16 protein-coding genes are annotated in these 14,939 nt (G+C 56.0%); 10 read left to right on the forward strand and 6 right to left on the reverse strand.

Features of this window, described 5'->3' with window-relative positions:
- The first annotated feature begins 147 nt into the window (after positions 1-147).
- The 8 genes from AC0J4F_RS08090 (at position 148) to AC0J4F_RS08125 (ending at position 8,687) form a co-directional block, all read left to right on the forward strand.
- Positions 148-1,974: a M3 family oligoendopeptidase gene (locus AC0J4F_RS08090; RefSeq protein ID WP_133951365.1), complete on the forward strand. Its 1,827-nt coding sequence runs from the start codon at positions 148-150 to the stop codon at positions 1,972-1,974.
- 16 nt (positions 1,975-1,990) lie between these two features.
- On the forward strand, positions 1,991-2,905 hold the full coding sequence (locus AC0J4F_RS08095; protein WP_133951367.1) for a heme-dependent oxidative N-demethylase family protein: 915 nt from the start codon (positions 1,991-1,993) through the stop codon (positions 2,903-2,905).
- Positions 2,906-3,004: 99 nt separating this feature from the next.
- Positions 3,005-4,384, forward strand: coding sequence for an ABC1 kinase family protein (locus tag AC0J4F_RS08100; RefSeq protein WP_473025923.1), 1,380 nt, complete (start codon positions 3,005-3,007; stop codon positions 4,382-4,384).
- A gap of 177 nt (positions 4,385-4,561) precedes the next feature.
- Positions 4,562-4,843: an aa3-type cytochrome c oxidase subunit IV gene (locus AC0J4F_RS08105; protein ID WP_008190938.1), complete on the forward strand. Its 282-nt coding sequence runs from the start codon at positions 4,562-4,564 to the stop codon at positions 4,841-4,843.
- A 61-nt stretch (positions 4,844-4,904) separates the two neighbouring features.
- Positions 4,905-6,044: a Re/Si-specific NAD(P)(+) transhydrogenase subunit alpha gene (locus AC0J4F_RS08110; RefSeq protein ID WP_133951371.1), complete on the forward strand. Its 1,140-nt coding sequence runs from the start codon at positions 4,905-4,907 to the stop codon at positions 6,042-6,044.
- An 11-nt stretch (positions 6,045-6,055) separates the two neighbouring features.
- Positions 6,056-6,526 (forward strand): proton-translocating transhydrogenase family protein, encoded by a 471-nt coding sequence (locus AC0J4F_RS08115; RefSeq protein ID WP_008188999.1) that lies wholly within the window; start codon positions 6,056-6,058, stop codon positions 6,524-6,526.
- Between the two features lie 12 nt (positions 6,527-6,538).
- Entirely contained in the window at positions 6,539-7,933 is a 1,395-nt protein-coding gene (locus tag AC0J4F_RS08120; protein WP_473025925.1) for an NAD(P)(+) transhydrogenase (Re/Si-specific) subunit beta, read from the forward strand.
- Between the two features lie 82 nt (positions 7,934-8,015).
- A complete protein-coding gene (locus AC0J4F_RS08125) occupies positions 8,016-8,687 on the forward strand; it encodes a pseudouridine synthase (protein ID WP_473025926.1) in 672 nt (223 codons plus the stop codon).
- A gap of 13 nt (positions 8,688-8,700) precedes the next feature.
- On the opposite strand, the gene AC0J4F_RS08130 is transcribed toward AC0J4F_RS08125, so the two are convergent.
- The 3 genes from AC0J4F_RS08130 to rpsU form a co-directional block, all read right to left on the reverse strand.
- Positions 8,701-9,294 (reverse strand): NAD(P)H-dependent oxidoreductase, encoded by a 594-nt coding sequence (locus AC0J4F_RS08130; protein WP_286190084.1) that lies wholly within the window; start codon positions 9,292-9,294, stop codon positions 8,701-8,703.
- A 102-nt stretch (positions 9,295-9,396) separates the two neighbouring features.
- Complete coding sequence (locus AC0J4F_RS08135) at positions 9,397-10,260, reverse strand: tetratricopeptide repeat protein (RefSeq protein WP_209002511.1); 864 nt, start codon at positions 10,258-10,260, stop codon at positions 9,397-9,399.
- A gap of 161 nt (positions 10,261-10,421) precedes the next feature.
- A complete protein-coding gene (rpsU, locus tag AC0J4F_RS08140; RefSeq protein WP_008188883.1) occupies positions 10,422-10,649 on the reverse strand; it encodes a 30S ribosomal protein S21 in 228 nt (75 codons plus the stop codon).
- A gap of 353 nt (positions 10,650-11,002) precedes the next feature.
- Here rpsU and AC0J4F_RS08145 point away from each other — a divergent pair, with 353 nt between their 5' ends.
- A complete protein-coding gene (locus tag AC0J4F_RS08145) occupies positions 11,003-12,403 on the forward strand; it encodes an MATE family efflux transporter (RefSeq protein ID WP_473025927.1) in 1,401 nt (466 codons plus the stop codon).
- On the opposite strand, the gene AC0J4F_RS08150 is transcribed toward AC0J4F_RS08145, so the two are convergent.
- The 3 genes from AC0J4F_RS08150 to AC0J4F_RS08160 all read right to left on the reverse strand — a co-directional run bounded on the left by AC0J4F_RS08150 (position 12,404) and on the right by AC0J4F_RS08160 (position 14,350).
- Positions 12,404-13,498 carry a 5-(carboxyamino)imidazole ribonucleotide synthase gene (locus AC0J4F_RS08150; protein WP_473025928.1) on the reverse strand — a complete coding sequence of 365 codons (1,095 nt, stop codon included), beginning with the start codon at positions 13,496-13,498 and terminating at the stop codon, positions 12,404-12,406. It lies immediately after the preceding gene.
- Between the two features lie 24 nt (positions 13,499-13,522).
- The gene (gene purE / locus AC0J4F_RS08155) at positions 13,523-14,017 is read right to left on the reverse strand and encodes a 5-(carboxyamino)imidazole ribonucleotide mutase (RefSeq protein WP_209179864.1); all 495 of its coding nucleotides are present in this window, start codon (positions 14,015-14,017) and stop codon (positions 13,523-13,525) included.
- 135 nt (positions 14,018-14,152) lie between these two features.
- Positions 14,153-14,350, reverse strand: coding sequence for a YdcH family protein (locus AC0J4F_RS08160; RefSeq protein WP_133951385.1), 198 nt, complete (start codon positions 14,348-14,350; stop codon positions 14,153-14,155).
- A 348-nt stretch (positions 14,351-14,698) separates the two neighbouring features.
- On the opposite strand from AC0J4F_RS08160, the gene AC0J4F_RS08165 reads away from it, so the two are divergent.
- Positions 14,699-14,878 carry a YdcH family protein gene (locus AC0J4F_RS08165; protein ID WP_133951387.1) on the forward strand — a complete coding sequence of 60 codons (180 nt, stop codon included), beginning with the start codon at positions 14,699-14,701 and terminating at the stop codon, positions 14,876-14,878.
- Positions 14,879-14,939 lie beyond the last annotated feature (61 nt).

Consider the following 14,939-nt stretch of genomic DNA (forward strand, 5'->3'; position numbering starts at 1 on the left):
TCTGGTCGTAAAGCGGTAAACAAATTCTCCAGCCCAATTGAAAAAAGATGCTGTTTTTCGATTGCAGCTGCATGTGGCTAGGGCCTACAAATTCTCTAAATATCCCATCGGAGCAACCAATCGTTCCGCCGTTTTCCGGAGTATGAAATGCCCATTTTGAGCCCAAATTTTGCGCCTGCCGCCTCAGGAACAGCAGAGCTTGGCGATCTCCCCGTTTGGGATCTGACGGACCTCTATCCGTCCGTCGACGCACCGAAAGTCACCTCTGATCTTAAGGAATCACTCGATCGCGCAAAGACTTTCGAGGCGTCCTACAAGGGGCGGCTTGCTGATTTGGCGGCAAACAATGTTGCGGCTTTGGTGACAGCCATCCGCGCATATGAAGATCTGGAAGACCTCATGGGCCGCCTGATCTCTTTTGCCGGTTTGGTCTATGCGGGCAACACAACAGATGCGGCTGCGCAAAAGTTCTACGGTGATGTTCAAGAGCAAATTACGACGGCAAGCTCGCATTTGCTGTTTTTCAGCCTGGAACTGAACCGGATCGAGGATGCTGTGGTCGATGCCGCTTTAGAGGATGCACATCTCTCCCACTACCGGCCCTGGATCGAGGATCTTCGTAAGGACAAGCCGTACCAGCTGGAAGACCGGGTCGAGCAGCTTTTTCATGAAAAGTCGGTCACTGGCAGCAGTGCCTGGAACCGCCTTTTCGATGAGACGATGGCGCGGTTGACCTTCAATGTTGCAGGCGAAGAGCTGCCGGTCGAGCAGACCCTGAATTTGTTGACCGACCCTTCACCTGAAAGGCGGGAAGAAGCGTCAAAGGCGCTCACCGAGACGTTTTCCCAGAATCTCAGCACCTTTGCACTGATTACAAACACCTTGGCCAAGGACAAGGAGATTTCCGACCGGTGGCGGAACTTCTCCGATATTGCCGATAGCCGGCACCTGGCCAATCGTGTCGAGCGTGAAGTCGTTGACGCAATGGTATCCGCAGTCCGAGAGGCCTATCCGCGGCTTTCGCACCGGTACTACAAACTCAAGGCAAAGTGGCTTGGTGTTGATCAACTCAACACCTGGGACCGAAACGCTCCGCTTCCCGATGCCGATACGCGGATCATTCCGTGGGCTGAGGCCAAGGACACCGTGCTTTCTGCCTATAACACCTTCTCCCCGGACATGGCGGAGATTGCGAGCCGCTTCTTCGACAAAGGCTGGATCGATGCCCCGGCGCGGTCCGGCAAGGCGCCAGGTGCATTCGCCCATCCAACTGTGCCGAGCGCGCATCCCTATGTTTTGGTCAATTACCAGGGCAAAGTTCGGGATGTCATGACCCTGGCTCATGAACTCGGGCATGGCGTTCACCAGGTGCTCGCAGGTCCGAATGGTCCGCTCATGGCGCCCACTCCGCTGACACTTGCGGAAACAGCGAGCGTCTTTGGTGAAATGCTGACCTTCAAGTCTCTCCTTGCGAAAGCGGAAGACCCGAAAACCAAAAAAGTCATGCTCGCCTCCAAGGCCGAAGACATGATCAACACGGTCGTCCGGCAAATCGCGTTTTACACTTTTGAGCGGAAGGTTCACACGGAACGGCGTAATGGTGAGCTGACCGCGGACAAGATCGGAGAACTCTGGTTGTCGGTGCAGGGGGAGAGCCTCGGTCCTGCGATTAAGCTCAATGACGGCTATGAGACTTTCTGGACTTACATCCCTCATTTCATCCATTCACCCTTCTACGTTTATGCCTACGCCTTCGGGGATTGCCTCGTGAACTCGCTTTATGCGGTTTACGAGGAAGCTGAGACTGGGTTTCAGGAGAAGTATTTCGATCTCCTGAAAGCTGGAGGCACCAAGCATCATTCCGAATTGTTGAAGCCATTTGGTCTCGATGCAACCGATCCTGATTTCTGGAAGAAAGGTCTGTCCGTCATCGAACGTTTGATCGATGAGCTGGAAACTCTGGATCAGGCCTGAGCAACGGTCTGCTTTGATGTCCAAGGAAGATTTCCGGTTTCAGCATACTCCCTATGACGGCTCCAGCCATCCATTCACGGTCGGTCTAAAGCCGATCGACGAAGGGGAATGGCTCGAGCCGGATGCTTTCCTTGTTCCGCATCTGGCTGAGAAGGACCGCTTGGTATCCGAGCGCCGTGATGCTGTTTTCCGCGCTGAGGACGGCACGGAAGAGGCGCAGCGGGAAGTGCTTGCGCTTATCGTTGAAAACCTGAAGCAGTATCACGGCAAGACCCACAAATTTGAGGCTGGTCGTGTGGTGATTGCGGATCGGGGGGCGGTCGTCGACCTTTCCAACGAGCCAGCCCTTCTGACAGCCGCGCGCCTTGTCCAAGAAGACTTGGTTCTGATGCGTCAGGGGCCAGACGGCTACAGGTTGGCGGCGGCCAGCCTGAGTTTTCCGTCTTCCTGGTCACTGGCCGAGAAGTTCTCGAAATCCATGAGTGCAATTCACGAGACGGTCCCGCGTTTTAATGGCGCGCGCATGGGCCTAATGGTCGCTCGCCTCTTCGAGAACCTGAAGGTGGGCCAATTTGTGTGCCGCTTCAACTGGTCGATTTACCCGGATGATGAGCTCTACAATCCAAAGCCCCATCGCATCGATATGCGGGATGGCGAGCCGGCCCTGTCGCGCCTCTTCCTTAGAGTTGAACGGCAAACTCTGCGCCGCTTGCCGGGAAGTGGGGACATTATCTTCACGATCAAGATCCATCATGATCCGTTGCGCGCACTGGAGGGACATCCAGAACGGGGGCAGTTGGCCGGGCAACTCAGAACGCAGTTGATGGCGCTGGATCCGGACCAGCTGCGATACAAAGGGTTGGCCAATGCTCGGGATGAACTGGCGCGCGCGCTCACTGAACTCTCCATTTCTGAAGCCGGAGTGATGTGACAGATCGTCGTTTCTGAGCCTCTGGACTGGAAGTTGGCGGGCAATTTTATATGTACCGGTCAATAGAAACGTTTCGTTCGGTAAGGAGCATCTGGGCACATGCCTCAGGACAAGGATCGGGAAAGCAACCGCTTCAGCGCACGTATGGGCCGATATGCGCGGGTCGGCACCAACGTTGGTGGCATTGCTGCCAAAGTTGCCGGCGCGAAACTGCTGGGCATGGATCTCGATAATGGCAAGAACGCTTCCGAACTGGCTGCTGCCTTGGGAGGGCTCAAAGGTCCGCTGATGAAGGTGGCGCAACTTCTATCCACGATACCCGATGCACTGCCGCCGGAATACACCACCGAACTTGCCAAGCTTCAGGCCAGTGCGCCCCCTATGGGATGGGCATTTGTCAAACGGCGCATGCGGGCTGAGCTTGGGGCCGGCTGGGAAAAACGTTTTGAAAGTTTTGAACGCGAACCGGCTGCTGCCGCATCGCTTGGCCAAGTGCATCGCGCCGCTGGACACGACGGCCGTGTTCTGGCCTGTAAACTTCAGTATCCGGATATGGCATCCGCAGTAGAGGCTGATCTCAAGCAACTGCAAATGCTGTTTTCACTACACCGGCGTATGAAGCCGGCAATTGATACCAGCGAAATAGCGAAAGAAATCAGTGCCCGCGTTCGCGAGGAGCTCGACTATGGCCGCGAGGCCGGCCACATCGGGCTCTACAAGCAAATCCTCGAGGATGCGCCGCATGTCCGTGTTCCCGACGTTGTACCGGATCTGTCCACCAAGCGGCTCTTGACGATGAACTGGCTGCACGGGCGGCCATTACTTGATTTCAAAGAGCATGATCAAGAGGATCGAAATCGGTTGGCAAAGACGATGTTTCACGCATGGTGGCATCCTTTCAGCCATTACGGTGTGATCCATGGTGATCCACATTTGGGCAATTACACGGTGTTTGAGGAAGATGGCGTGCCCTCCGGGATCAACCTTCTGGACTATGGCTGCATCCGGATCTTCCCGAACGCTTTTGTTGAGGGCGTTGTTGAACTCTACAAAGGGCTTTTGGAAGAGGACAATGATCGTGTGGTTGCCGCATACGAACGCTGGGGATTTCAAAACCTAAAAAAGGAAGTCATTGAGGTCCTGAACATCTGGGCCCGCTTCATTTACGGTCCGCTTCTCACGGATCGTGTCCGGTCGATCGCAGATGGCGTTTCGGCGGCTGAATACGGCCGGAAGGAAGCGTTCCGAGTGCACTCTGCGCTGAAAGAACTCGGCCCTGTCACAGTGCCGCAGGAGTTCGTTTTCATGGACAGGGCCGCAATCGGCCTGGGTGGTGTCTTTTTGCACCTGCGGGCAGAGTTGAATTTCTTTCAACTGTTCAATGAGCAAATTGACGGATTTGAAGCAAGTACAGTTCGCAATCGGCAGGAAACTGCGCTTGAAGCTGCGGGCCTTCTTGAGGCTGGACGGGCTGCTTAGGAGTGGTCGCTATCGTTGTTGGCTTGCAGGTTTAACTCGAAAGTCGGATATATATCCCGTTTACGTAAACGGAATTGCTGCTATGCTTCCTTCGAATTTGCAATGCAAAAGATTGCCGAGCGGCAAGGGTTTATTGTAAGGAAGACCACTGAATGAGGAATTTATTTGGGGGACTTTATGTCTGACGAAACTGCACCGGCAATGGACTACGAAACGCACGAGAGCACTTACGAGGGGTTCATCAACTTCTCCAAGATCGGCACCGTCGCGGTTTTGAACATTGTTCTTTGCCTGATCCTGTTTGCCTTCGGTGGCACCTCTGCTGTTGTCTTCGGTTGGTTGATGCTCATCGCGACGCTTGTGGCCTCTGGCATCGGCATGGCGCTGGGCGAAAAGGGATGGGTCCCGCCAACAGTCGTATTTGCTCTGACCGGCGTTCTGTGCATCCTGCTGGTCTAAGCCTTACCTGACATACGCTCTGGCCCCGGATCCCGGGGCCGCAAATCCTGGGGAGGGGTATATGAAAATTGCTGTACCGCGCGAAACCGACGCGGTTGAAACACGTGTGTCCGCCACGCCTGACACGATCAAGAAACTGATCGGCTTCGGCGCAACCGTGGTTGTTGAGAAGGACGCCGGCAAGCTTTCGCGTATTCCCGACCAGGATTACAAAGACGCTGGCGCGGAAATTGCGGCCGACTATGCATCAACGGTTGGCGACGCCGACGTGGTGTTGAAAGTCCGCCGCCCTTCCGCAGATGAGCTCGGAGCCATGAAGAAAGGCGCGCTAGTTCTGGCGTCGATGGATCCTTATGGCAACGAGAAGGATGTTGAGGCCATGGCGAAAGCCGGTATCACCGCCTTCGCAATGGAATTCATGCCGCGCATCACCCGTGCGCAGGTCATGGACGTCCTTTCCTCCCAAGCCAACCTGGCAGGTTATCAGGCTGTCGTTGAAGGAGCGGCCGAGTATGATCGCGCCATGCCGATGATGATGACCGCAGCAGGAACTGTTCCCGCGGCGCGTGTCTTCGTTATGGGCGCTGGCGTTGCCGGTCTTCAGGCCATTGCGACCGCGCGGCGGCTGGGTGCGGTTGTCACCGCAACAGATGTTCGGCCGGCTGCCAAGGAACAGGTTGAATCTCTCGGCGCAAAGTTTGTTGCCGTTGAAGACGAAGAGTTCAAGCAGGCGGAAACTGCTGGGGGATATGCCAAGCAGATGTCTGAGGAATATCAGAAGAAGCAGGCTGAACTCGTCGCGGCCCATATCGCCAAGCAGGACATCGTGATCACCACAGCGTTGATCCCGGGCCGTCCGGCTCCGCAGCTGGTCAGCAAGGCGATGCTGGAGAGCATGCGTCCAGGTGCTGTCGTTGTCGATCTTGCAGTTGAGCGCGGCGGTAACGTGGAAGGCGCCAAACCCGGCAAGGTGGCAACGGTCGCGGGCGTGAAGGTGGTCGGACACCTGAACATGGCGGGCCGCATCGGTGCATCCGCCTCTGCCCTTTACGCCAAGAACTTGATCGCTTTCCTTGAGACCATGATCGACAAGGACGCCAAGGCCTTGAAACCTGATTTCGAGGACGAGCTGCTGCAGGCGACCGTATTGACCCGCGATGGCAAGGTGGTTCATCCCGCCTTCGCTCCTGCGGAAAGCTAAGGGGGAGAGTGATGAGCGACTTGTCTCAAACCGAAGCCTTGGAACGCGCAGAAGCGGCCGCGGAAGCAGCCAGGGAAGCCGCGTCCAATGCGCAGGAAGCTGCAACGGCAGCGCAAAGTTATGTGGACCAGATCGCAGGCGGAGCTGCCGATGTTGCCGTTCAAGCAGCATCAACGAGTGCAATCGAACCGTTTGTGTTTCTGTTTTCGGTCTTCGTCCTGGCGATCTTTGTCGGATATTACGTGGTTTGGTCGGTAACACCGGCTCTGCACACGCCGCTTATGGCGGTCACCAACGCGATTTCATCGGTTATCGTCGTTGGTGCATTGCTGGCAGTTGGTGTTGACCTGACCCAAAGCGATGGCGCCTACATGGCGCGGGTCTTTGGGTTCCTGGCCCTTGTCCTTGCTAGCGTGAACATATTTGGCGGGTTCCTCGTGACCAGCCGAATGCTTGCAATGTACAAGAAAAAGCAGCGATAGGAGGCCGAACCCATGTCAGCTAATCTTACGGCGGTTCTCTACCTCATATCCGCAGTCTTGTTCATCATGGCCCTTCGCGGTCTGTCCAGCCCGGAGACCTCCCGTCAGGGCAACACTTACGGCATGGTCGGGATGGCCATCGCGGTTCTGACAACGTTGTTCGCAACGGGCCTGACCGCTGGATCGTTCTTCCTGATCGTGATCGGTGTCGGTGTCGGTGGCGGCCTCGGTGCCTACATCGCGCAGCGTATCCCGATGACGGCCATGCCGCAGCTTGTGGCAGCCTTTCACTCGCTGGTTGGTCTTGCGGCGGTGTTCGTTGCGGCCAGTGCGCTCTATGCGCCCGGCGCATTCGGGATCGGCGCGCCGGGTCAGATCTACACCTCGGCCATGGTTGAAGCGTCCATTGGCGCGGCAATTGGTGCGATCACCTTCACCGGGTCGGTTATCGCCTTCTTGAAACTCGACGGCCGCATGTCCGGCAAGCCGATCATGTTGCCGATGCGGCATGCCATCAATATCGCACTGGCAGTTGGAATGGTGGTTCTGACGATCATTCTGGTCGGCTCGGAAAGCATGACAGTGTTCTGGGCCTTGGTGATCGTAGCGTTCATCTTCGGTGTCCTGATCATTATCCCGATCGGCGGCGCGGATATGCCGGTGGTCGTGTCCATGCTGAACTCCTACTCCGGGTGGGCCGCGGCCGGCATTGGTTTCACGGTGTCGAACATGGCGCTGATCATCACCGGTGCGCTGGTCGGATCCTCAGGCGCGATCCTGTCCTACATCATGTGTAAGGGCATGAACCGGTCGTTCATCTCCGTTATCCTTGGCGGCTTCGGCGGCGAGACAGCTGCCGCCGGTGGCGATGACGGCGAAGAGCGTCCTGTCAAACAGGGTGCTGCCGATGATGCGGCCTTCATCATGAAAAACGCGTCCAAGGTGATCATTGTTCCAGGTTACGGTATGGCCGTGGCTCAGGCACAGCACTCGTTGCGTGAGCTCGCCGACCAGCTCAAGGAGGAGGGCGTTGAAGTCAAATACGCCATCCACCCCGTTGCGGGCCGTATGCCGGGTCACATGAACGTCCTTCTTGCCGAAGCGAACGTTCCGTATGATGAAGTGTTCGAGTTGGAAGACATCAACTCCGAATTTGCTCAGGCAGATGTTGTCTACGTGATCGGGGCGAACGATGTGACCAACCCGGCTGCTCGCGATGATCCGCAATCGCCGATTTATGGCATGCCGATCCTGGATGTTGACAAGGCGGGCACCGTCCTCTTCGTCAAGCGTGGCATGGCCTCCGGTTATGCGGGCATTCAGAACGAGCTGTTCTTCAACGACCGGACCATGATGCTGTTCGGCGATGCCAAGAAAATGACCGAGGAAATCGTCAAGGCACTTTGATCGGTTCCACCTGGTTTGGGTTCTGAAAGGCGCGGCACTTGCCGCGCCTTTTGTTTTTGGCAAAACCCGCTATAAGCCGGGCATGAACCAATCCGCCCCAGCTTCTTTTGTCTACGATCCGCCGAGAGAGCCGTTTTTGACCGTTCTCCACGTGGATGCGGATCTTTTGGTGGTTGATAAGCCAAGCGGACTGCTGAGTGTCCCAGGTAAGGCCCTGGAGCATTCTGATTGCATCGAGGCCCGCGCGCAGCAAACCTATGCAGAGGCGCGGGTCGTCCATCGGCTGGATATGGATACCTCCGGTGTCATGGTGCTGGCCATGAATGCTCAGGCTCACCGACACCTTGGTCTTCAGTTTGAGCGGCGAAAAACGGAAAAGACCTACGTGGCAGAGGTCTGGGGTCACATTAAGAAGGATGCTGGAGAAATCGATCTGCCGCTTATCTGTGACTGGCCGAACCGCCCAAAGCAAATGGTGAGCTTTGAACACGGCAAACCGGCCTTGACAAGATGGCAGGTGATTGCGCGGAGCGAGCGGACCACGCGTGTTCGGCTTTTCCCGTTTACCGGCCGGTCTCATCAGCTGCGTGTTCACATGCTGTCACTCGGCCATCCGATTGTTGGTGACCGGTTTTATGCGACTGGCGACGCGCTTTCAGTTTCGCCGCGTTTGCGCTTGCATGCAGAAAGTCTGACCTTGCATCACCCAACCGGCGGAGAACGCGTCACGTTCGATGCTTTCTGTGAGTTTTGAACTCCAAAATACCCTAAGCAGCTTTTTGTCCGAGGGTACTCATTTTTCGTTTCCAGCTCGAGATTTTGGTGTCGTCTGCAGCTTCAACCATTCCGAATAGCGTTGACCTGACGTGCGAAAATCCGATGAAGCGAAAGATGTTACGCTCAAGGCTTTTCAGGCTATGGGCCCGGTACCACAGGCGGTAGAAGAGCGAGGGCATCCCCATCGTCACGACAATTCGTGCTGACTTTCCCTTCATTTTCCCTTTAGGCCAAGCGTCATCCGCACCGCGCTCAAAGGCGGTGTCGTAATGGAATATCTGTTCCAGAAAGGCTTTCGTGTAGGCGGGCAACGTGCCGAGCCAAAGGGGATACACCAGCACAACATGGTCCGCAGCCAGGAGGAGATCTCTGGCCGGATGCAAAGGGACTGGCGTTGGCTGGTTTTGAAAGTCGGACGGTGTTTGGAGGATCGGGAAATCCAGATCGGCAATTCGAATTAACGTTGCATCGTGACCAGCTTCGACAGCGCCGTTTCGATAGCTTTCCGAAAGGGCGTGGCACAGATGGTTAGGCACAGGGTCCGGGTGCCCGTCTAAAATCACGATACGTTTTGCGATAGCCATTGACCTCTCCGAATTCTAATGGAGACGGTGGCACTCTATTGTTTCTGCGATTGATCGCCTTGAGACCGGTCAATCAGAAAGGAGCTAAGATGCGTCGGCCGGTTATGCGCCGCCCACCCGGCGCAACCCGTCTCGTGCTATCTGGTTCGAATTGTCGAGGGTCATCGCGCGGGTAAAATTGCGCCGCGCGTCTTTGGGCTTATCAAGCATTTCCAAAGCAAGCCCACGGTTTGCCCAGGCAACGGACGAATCGCGGTCCAGATTGACTGCCATGGACAAGTCAGAGAACGCTGCATTCGGATCGTTGACAGCGAGATAGGAAATGCCCCGGGCAATGTAAGGCGCGCTGGCTTTCGGGTTAAGGCCGATCGCTGTTGCGAAATCTTCGATGGCGCGCGGATTCTGGTTCTGTGCCTGATAGATTAGCCCGCGGTTATAGAACGCTCGAGCATCACTGCTGTCTCGTGAAATCACGGAGTTGAAGTCGTTCAAAGCCGCTGTAAAGTTGCCCTGCTGACGGTAGATGTTCCCGCGGCCGACATAAGCGACGTCATAGTCCGGCTTGATGTTGATCGCCCGCGTGTAGTCGGAAATGGCCAGATCGTTTTGGCCCATCCGGCGGTAGACCAAAGCCCGGTTGGCGTATGTCTGGAAAGACTGCGGATTGAGTTGCAGGGCCCGATTGAAGTCTTCGATCGCGTTGTCGAGTTTTCCCGCCTGGCCGTAGGCAATGCCACGTGTGCTGTAAGCGTTGGCATCAGACGGGTTGGCTTCAATCACGGATGTCAGGGAGGCGATGTTCGTCGAAGACCCTGCAGACGAGTTGACCGGCACACCTTGATAGACCCCGCTGCCCTGGCAGGCACCCAAGAGCGTGACCATCCCGAAAAGGGCGGCGTGTGGCAGAAAATTCCTGATCCGGCGCATGGAACTCATCTTAGTCAAGCCAATGGACATGCCGTTCATCTGCCTCCAATTAGGCGGTAATATGGCTCTTAAGTCCGCTGCCATCCACGGCGGAGCGGGTATCCCCGACAAACGCCAAAAAGCCGACCGATCTTACGGCCGGCCTCTCGGCAGATATGGTTTGCAGAAAGCTCGCTGCCAGCAGCACGCTCAAGCCGGGATTAGCGGCGAGCGGATTTGCCCGGCAGAAGACCTTCGCGCTGCGCCCGCTTGCGAGCCAGCTTGCGAGCGCGGCGGATAGCTTCTGCTTTCTCACGCGCTTTTTTCTCAGACGGTTTCTCGAAGTGACCGCGAAGCTTCATTTCACGGAAGATGCCTTCGCGCTGCATCTTTTTCTTGAGCGCCTTCAGCGCTTGATCGACATTGTTGTCGCGAACCAGAACCTGCACGCGTTTTTTCCCGTTTTTAATATGCTACGGTCAATTCCGCAGCGAATTAAGACCATGATTGAAGCGAGGTTTCGTCAAACGACCTTGAGACTGCTCTGAACAACATGCAGTCAACGCAAGAGTGCATCCACTAGTGTACAGAAACCGGATCGCCGCTGACGCGTCGCTCACTTTGAGCCGGGTGTTTACCAGAGGCCGGGGATTGAGTCCACAGTGATTTGAAAAAGAAATGGCTCAAATCCGTGATTTGGTCATTTCCAAGCGCTCCGGCAAGGGCGGAAACGTGGTGGACACCGGTGAGTTAGACGAGTAGAGGTGGTTTTTCAATTCCCGCCCATACTTTGGAGTGACGAATGGCGCAGCGCGCTGCAGGGGCTCCTGATTCGACGACAAAACAATCTTTGTGGCAGAGCGATATTCTGCCAACCCTTTCGCTTGGGTTGCCCTTGGCTGGTGCGCAGTTGGCGCAAATGGCTATCAACACAACTGATGTATTGATGATCGGCCGGTTGGGCGCCGAAGAGCTGGCCGCGTCGGTATTGGCTTTCAATTTTTACATGCTGCTCTGGTTTTTCGGCATGGGTCTCCTTCAGGCGGTGATTCCCCTCGCAGCCCGTGCCCGTGGGCGGCGGCAACCGCGGGATCTTCGCCGCGCGGTCCGGATGGGGTTTTGGGTTTCGGTTCTGTACTGCCTGCCGATCTGGGTGCTTCTTTTTTTTACTGAAGACTTGCTCCTGCTCTTCGGTCAGGATCCGGAACTTGCCCGGCTCGCCGGCATTTACATGGGCGTCTTGCAATGGACCATGTTGCCGGCGCTTCTGATCATGGCTGTTCGCGGCTTCTTGACCGTGATGGAACGTACACAGGTCGTCCTGTGGGCAACGATTGCCGGAGCCTTGGTCAATGCCGCCCTTGATTACGTTCTGATCTTCGGTGAGTTCGGCTTTCCGCGTTTGGAATTAATAGGTGCGGGTATTGCCTCCGTTTTCAGCGCAACGACAACGTTCCTGTTTCTGCTTTTTTACGCGCTCTATCATCCGAGACTGCGGCGGTATCACATCCTCGGCCGAATTTGGCGGTCGGACTGGCCCGTTTTCTTCCAGATCGTTCGGTTGGGAACGCCAATCGCGGTCACGATTGTGGCTGAAGGATCATTGTTCACTGCATCTGCTATCATGATCGGATGGTTGGGCACGATTCCGCTTGCCGGTCATGGCATCGCGTTGCAGATCGCTTCCCTGACGTTCATGGTCCCAGTTGGCTTGTCTGTTGCTGCAATGACCCGGGTGAGCTTGGCTGATGGGCGCGGCGACAAAGAAGGTGTTGGCCGTGCCGGGTGGACGGCGCTCGGCGTGACGATGACCTTTATGGGAGCGTTCGCGGTTCTGTTCTGGACGGTGCCGGAGACGTTAGTTGGACTTTATCTGGATCTCAGCGACCCGCAGTCGCAAGAGGTACTCGCCTACGGCGTATCGTTCATTCTGGTTGCAGCACTCTTTCAGCTAGCCGACGGCGGTCAGATTATCGGCGTCAACAATCTGCGTGGGCTGGGAGACACGACCATTCCGCTGTTTTACGCCCTCTTCGGCTACTGGGTCATCGGGATCAGCCTCTCGCTTGGCCTTGGATTTTTGGCCGGCTGGGGTGGCGTCGGGGTCTGGTGCGGTCTTGCTGGCGGCCTCTTGTCGGTGGCGATCTTGTCCAACGTCCGCTTTGCCCGCCGGGAAAGACTCGGATTGCTTCAGCGCAATTGATCAGCGGGTCTTTGGAGAGATCCGGTTCACATGCCCCATCTTGCGGCCATCCCTGATTTCGGCCTTGCCATAAAGGTGCAGTTGGGCCGTCGGGTCTTTGAGAATGCCATGCCAGTCTTCGGCATCGCGCCCGATAAGATTTTCCATAACGGCATCAGAATGACGGTCTACAGGGCCAAGCGGCCAACCGGCGACCGCACGAATGTGTTGATCAAACTGGGACGTCAAACACGCGCCCTGGGTCCAATGACCTGAATTGTGAACGCGCGGCGCGATCTCGTTTACCAACAGCTTTTCAGTATCGCCGTTGCGAACAAGGAACATCTCAACGCCCATCACGCCAACATAGTCGAGACTTGAAACGATCCGTTCGGCCATTTGCCGGGCTGCCATCAGCGTTTGCTCAGAAACGCCAGCCGGAACCGTTGATGTCTTCAGAATGTGGTTTTCGTGATGGTTTCGGGCAATGTCATAACTTGCGCTGTTGCCGTCCAAGTCTCGTGCGACGATCACCGAGACTTCACAGTCAAAGCCAATGAGGGCTTCCAGAACCGCAGGAGCGTTGCCGATCCGTTCGAATGCACCGCCAATATCCTCAGGCGAACGGATCATGGTCTGGCCTTTACCGTCATATCCGAACCGCCGGGTTTTCAAGACGCCTTGGCCGCCAAAGTCTTGAACGGCTGTTTCGACATCCGCTTGCGAGGTGATTTCTGCAAAGTCAGCAATCGCCACACCTGAATTTTTCAGAAACTCTTTCTCAAACAGGCGATCCTGGGAAACTTCAAGAGCACGGACGCCGGGGCGAACCGGGACGTTGCCCGCAAGATGCTGCGCGGTGGGCCCAGGGACATTTTCAAACTCGTAGGTTACGACGGACACGACGTCAGCAAATGCTTCCAGCGCCGCTGTGTCCTCATAAGCTGCGATCGTGTGTTGGGCGCTGACATCAAACGCAGGGCTGTTCTGGTCAGGACAGAAAATGTGTGTTTTGAGGCCCATGCTGGCAGCCGACTGAGCCAGCATGCGGCCCAACTGGCCGCCGCCAAGAATTCCGATCGTGTCACCGGGTTGAAGGCGAATGGAAGCGCTCATGGCAGCCTATCCTGCGTCTGGTGATTAATTGGTGTCGTCGACTGGGTATTCTGCGACTGCGGCAGTACGCCCGGCCCGGTACGTGTCGAGAGCTTCTTCGATATCAGAATTGTTGAGGGCCAGGACCGCGCCTGCCAACAATGCCGCGTTGGTCGCTCCGGCCTTGCCGATTGCCAATGTGCCAACCGGGATGCCGCCGGGCATCTGTACGATCGACAGGAGGCTATCCTCCCCGGAAAGCGCGCGGCTTTCGACCGGAACACCGAAAACGGGCAGAGGTGTCAAAGCTGCGGTCATGCCGGGCAGGTGAGCCGCTCCGCCGGCGCCAGCGATGATAACCTTGAAACCTTCGGCCTTGGCGCCCTTGGCAAACTCATACATGCGGTCTGGCGTCCGGTGCGCGGAAACAATGCGCGCTTCAAAGGAGATGCCAAGCTCGGCAAGCGTGTCGGCAGCGTGTTTCATGGTCGGCCAGTCGGACTGACTGCCCATAATAATTGCAACGTCTGCCTGCGCCATTCTCTACTCCAAGTGTTGCGGGAGGCCGGAAGAGCCGCGGAGTATAGGCACGGAGCGCTGCTTCGCAAGCATCAATGCAGACGAAACATCAAGGAGCTCTGTCAAGCAGGGCTGTTTGGCACTGACGTGTCGAGATTAGGCAATAATGTCGGGGCGCAGCTGATCTTCCAAAACCATGATCCGGTCCTTGATCATCAGTTTCTTTTTCTTCAAGCGCTGAAGTTGAAGAGCGTCGTGATTGGACGTGGCCGCCAATGCCTCTACGGCGACGTCGAGATCCCTGTGTTCCTGACGGAGCTGCGCAAGCTCCACCCGCAAAGCCTCAGTATCCATTCGTGCCTTCAATCCCCCAGAACCAGTCCCTAGTCCTAGTCCATTTTTGGGTGTACGGGCAAGACAGCATCAGTTTTTGCTGTTTATTTACCGAAGGATTGGGCCCGGGCCCTTCGGACTACTTTTTCTTGTGTGCCGTAATTTCTGAGATGGCAAATCTGTCATGATCAAAAACCGATAGTTTTTAGTGTCTTAAGTATGTGCCGGAATTTAGGAATTCTAAAGGATAGTGGCGAGAACCCGTTCTACGACGGCAAAATGGTTCCGGTATGCAGAATCTGCAATCGACAACGCCTGAAAATGTGTGGCACGATGCTTTCGTTGAGCCAACAGACAGGAGGTTTATCCATGTCAATGCAGTCACATCTCGCAGAACTTGAGCGCCGCCATGCGGAAATGGAACGCAAGATCGAAGACGCTCTGTTACATCCGAGTACGGACTCCCTGAAATTGGCTGACATGAAACGGCAAAAACTCAAGATCAAGGATGAGATTGAGCGAATACGAAAAGACGTGACGATCCACTGATCGCACGGACTTCGGGAAATTCAACGCCGCGCCATCTGCGCGGCGTTTTTTATTCATGGAG

This window comes from Roseibium sp. R5, assembly GCF_055755305.1.

Coding starts and splice junctions, on each gene's coding strand:
- AC0J4F_RS08135 (WP_209002511.1), bottom strand. CDS start 10,260: ATGAACGGCATGTCCATTGGCTTGACTAAGATGAGTTCCATGCGCCGG.
- AC0J4F_RS08145 (WP_473025927.1), top strand. CDS start 11,003: ATGGCGCAGCGCGCTGCAGGGGCTCCTGATTCGACGACAAAACAATCT.
- AC0J4F_RS08095 (WP_133951367.1), top strand. CDS start 1,991: ATGTCCAAGGAAGATTTCCGGTTTCAGCATACTCCCTATGACGGCTCC.
- AC0J4F_RS08090 (WP_133951365.1), top strand. CDS start 148: ATGCCCATTTTGAGCCCAAATTTTGCGCCTGCCGCCTCAGGAACAGCA.
- AC0J4F_RS08125 (WP_473025926.1), top strand. CDS start 8,016: ATGAACCAATCCGCCCCAGCTTCTTTTGTCTACGATCCGCCGAGAGAG.
- AC0J4F_RS08115 (WP_008188999.1), top strand. CDS start 6,056: ATGAGCGACTTGTCTCAAACCGAAGCCTTGGAACGCGCAGAAGCGGCC.
- AC0J4F_RS08105 (WP_008190938.1), top strand. CDS start 4,562: ATGTCTGACGAAACTGCACCGGCAATGGACTACGAAACGCACGAGAGC.
- AC0J4F_RS08100 (WP_473025923.1), top strand. CDS start 3,005: ATGCCTCAGGACAAGGATCGGGAAAGCAACCGCTTCAGCGCACGTATG.
- purE (WP_209179864.1), bottom strand. CDS start 14,017: ATGGCGCAGGCAGACGTTGCAATTATTATGGGCAGTCAGTCCGACTGG.
- AC0J4F_RS08110 (WP_133951371.1), top strand. CDS start 4,905: ATGAAAATTGCTGTACCGCGCGAAACCGACGCGGTTGAAACACGTGTG.
- AC0J4F_RS08130 (WP_286190084.1), bottom strand. CDS start 9,294: ATGGCTATCGCAAAACGTATCGTGATTTTAGACGGGCACCCGGACCCT.
- AC0J4F_RS08150 (WP_473025928.1), bottom strand. CDS start 13,498: ATGAGCGCTTCCATTCGCCTTCAACCCGGTGACACGATCGGAATTCTT.
- AC0J4F_RS08165 (WP_133951387.1), top strand. CDS start 14,699: ATGTCAATGCAGTCACATCTCGCAGAACTTGAGCGCCGCCATGCGGAA.
- AC0J4F_RS08160 (WP_133951385.1), bottom strand. CDS start 14,350: ATGGATACTGAGGCTTTGCGGGTGGAGCTTGCGCAGCTCCGTCAGGAA.
- AC0J4F_RS08120 (WP_473025925.1), top strand. CDS start 6,539: ATGTCAGCTAATCTTACGGCGGTTCTCTACCTCATATCCGCAGTCTTG.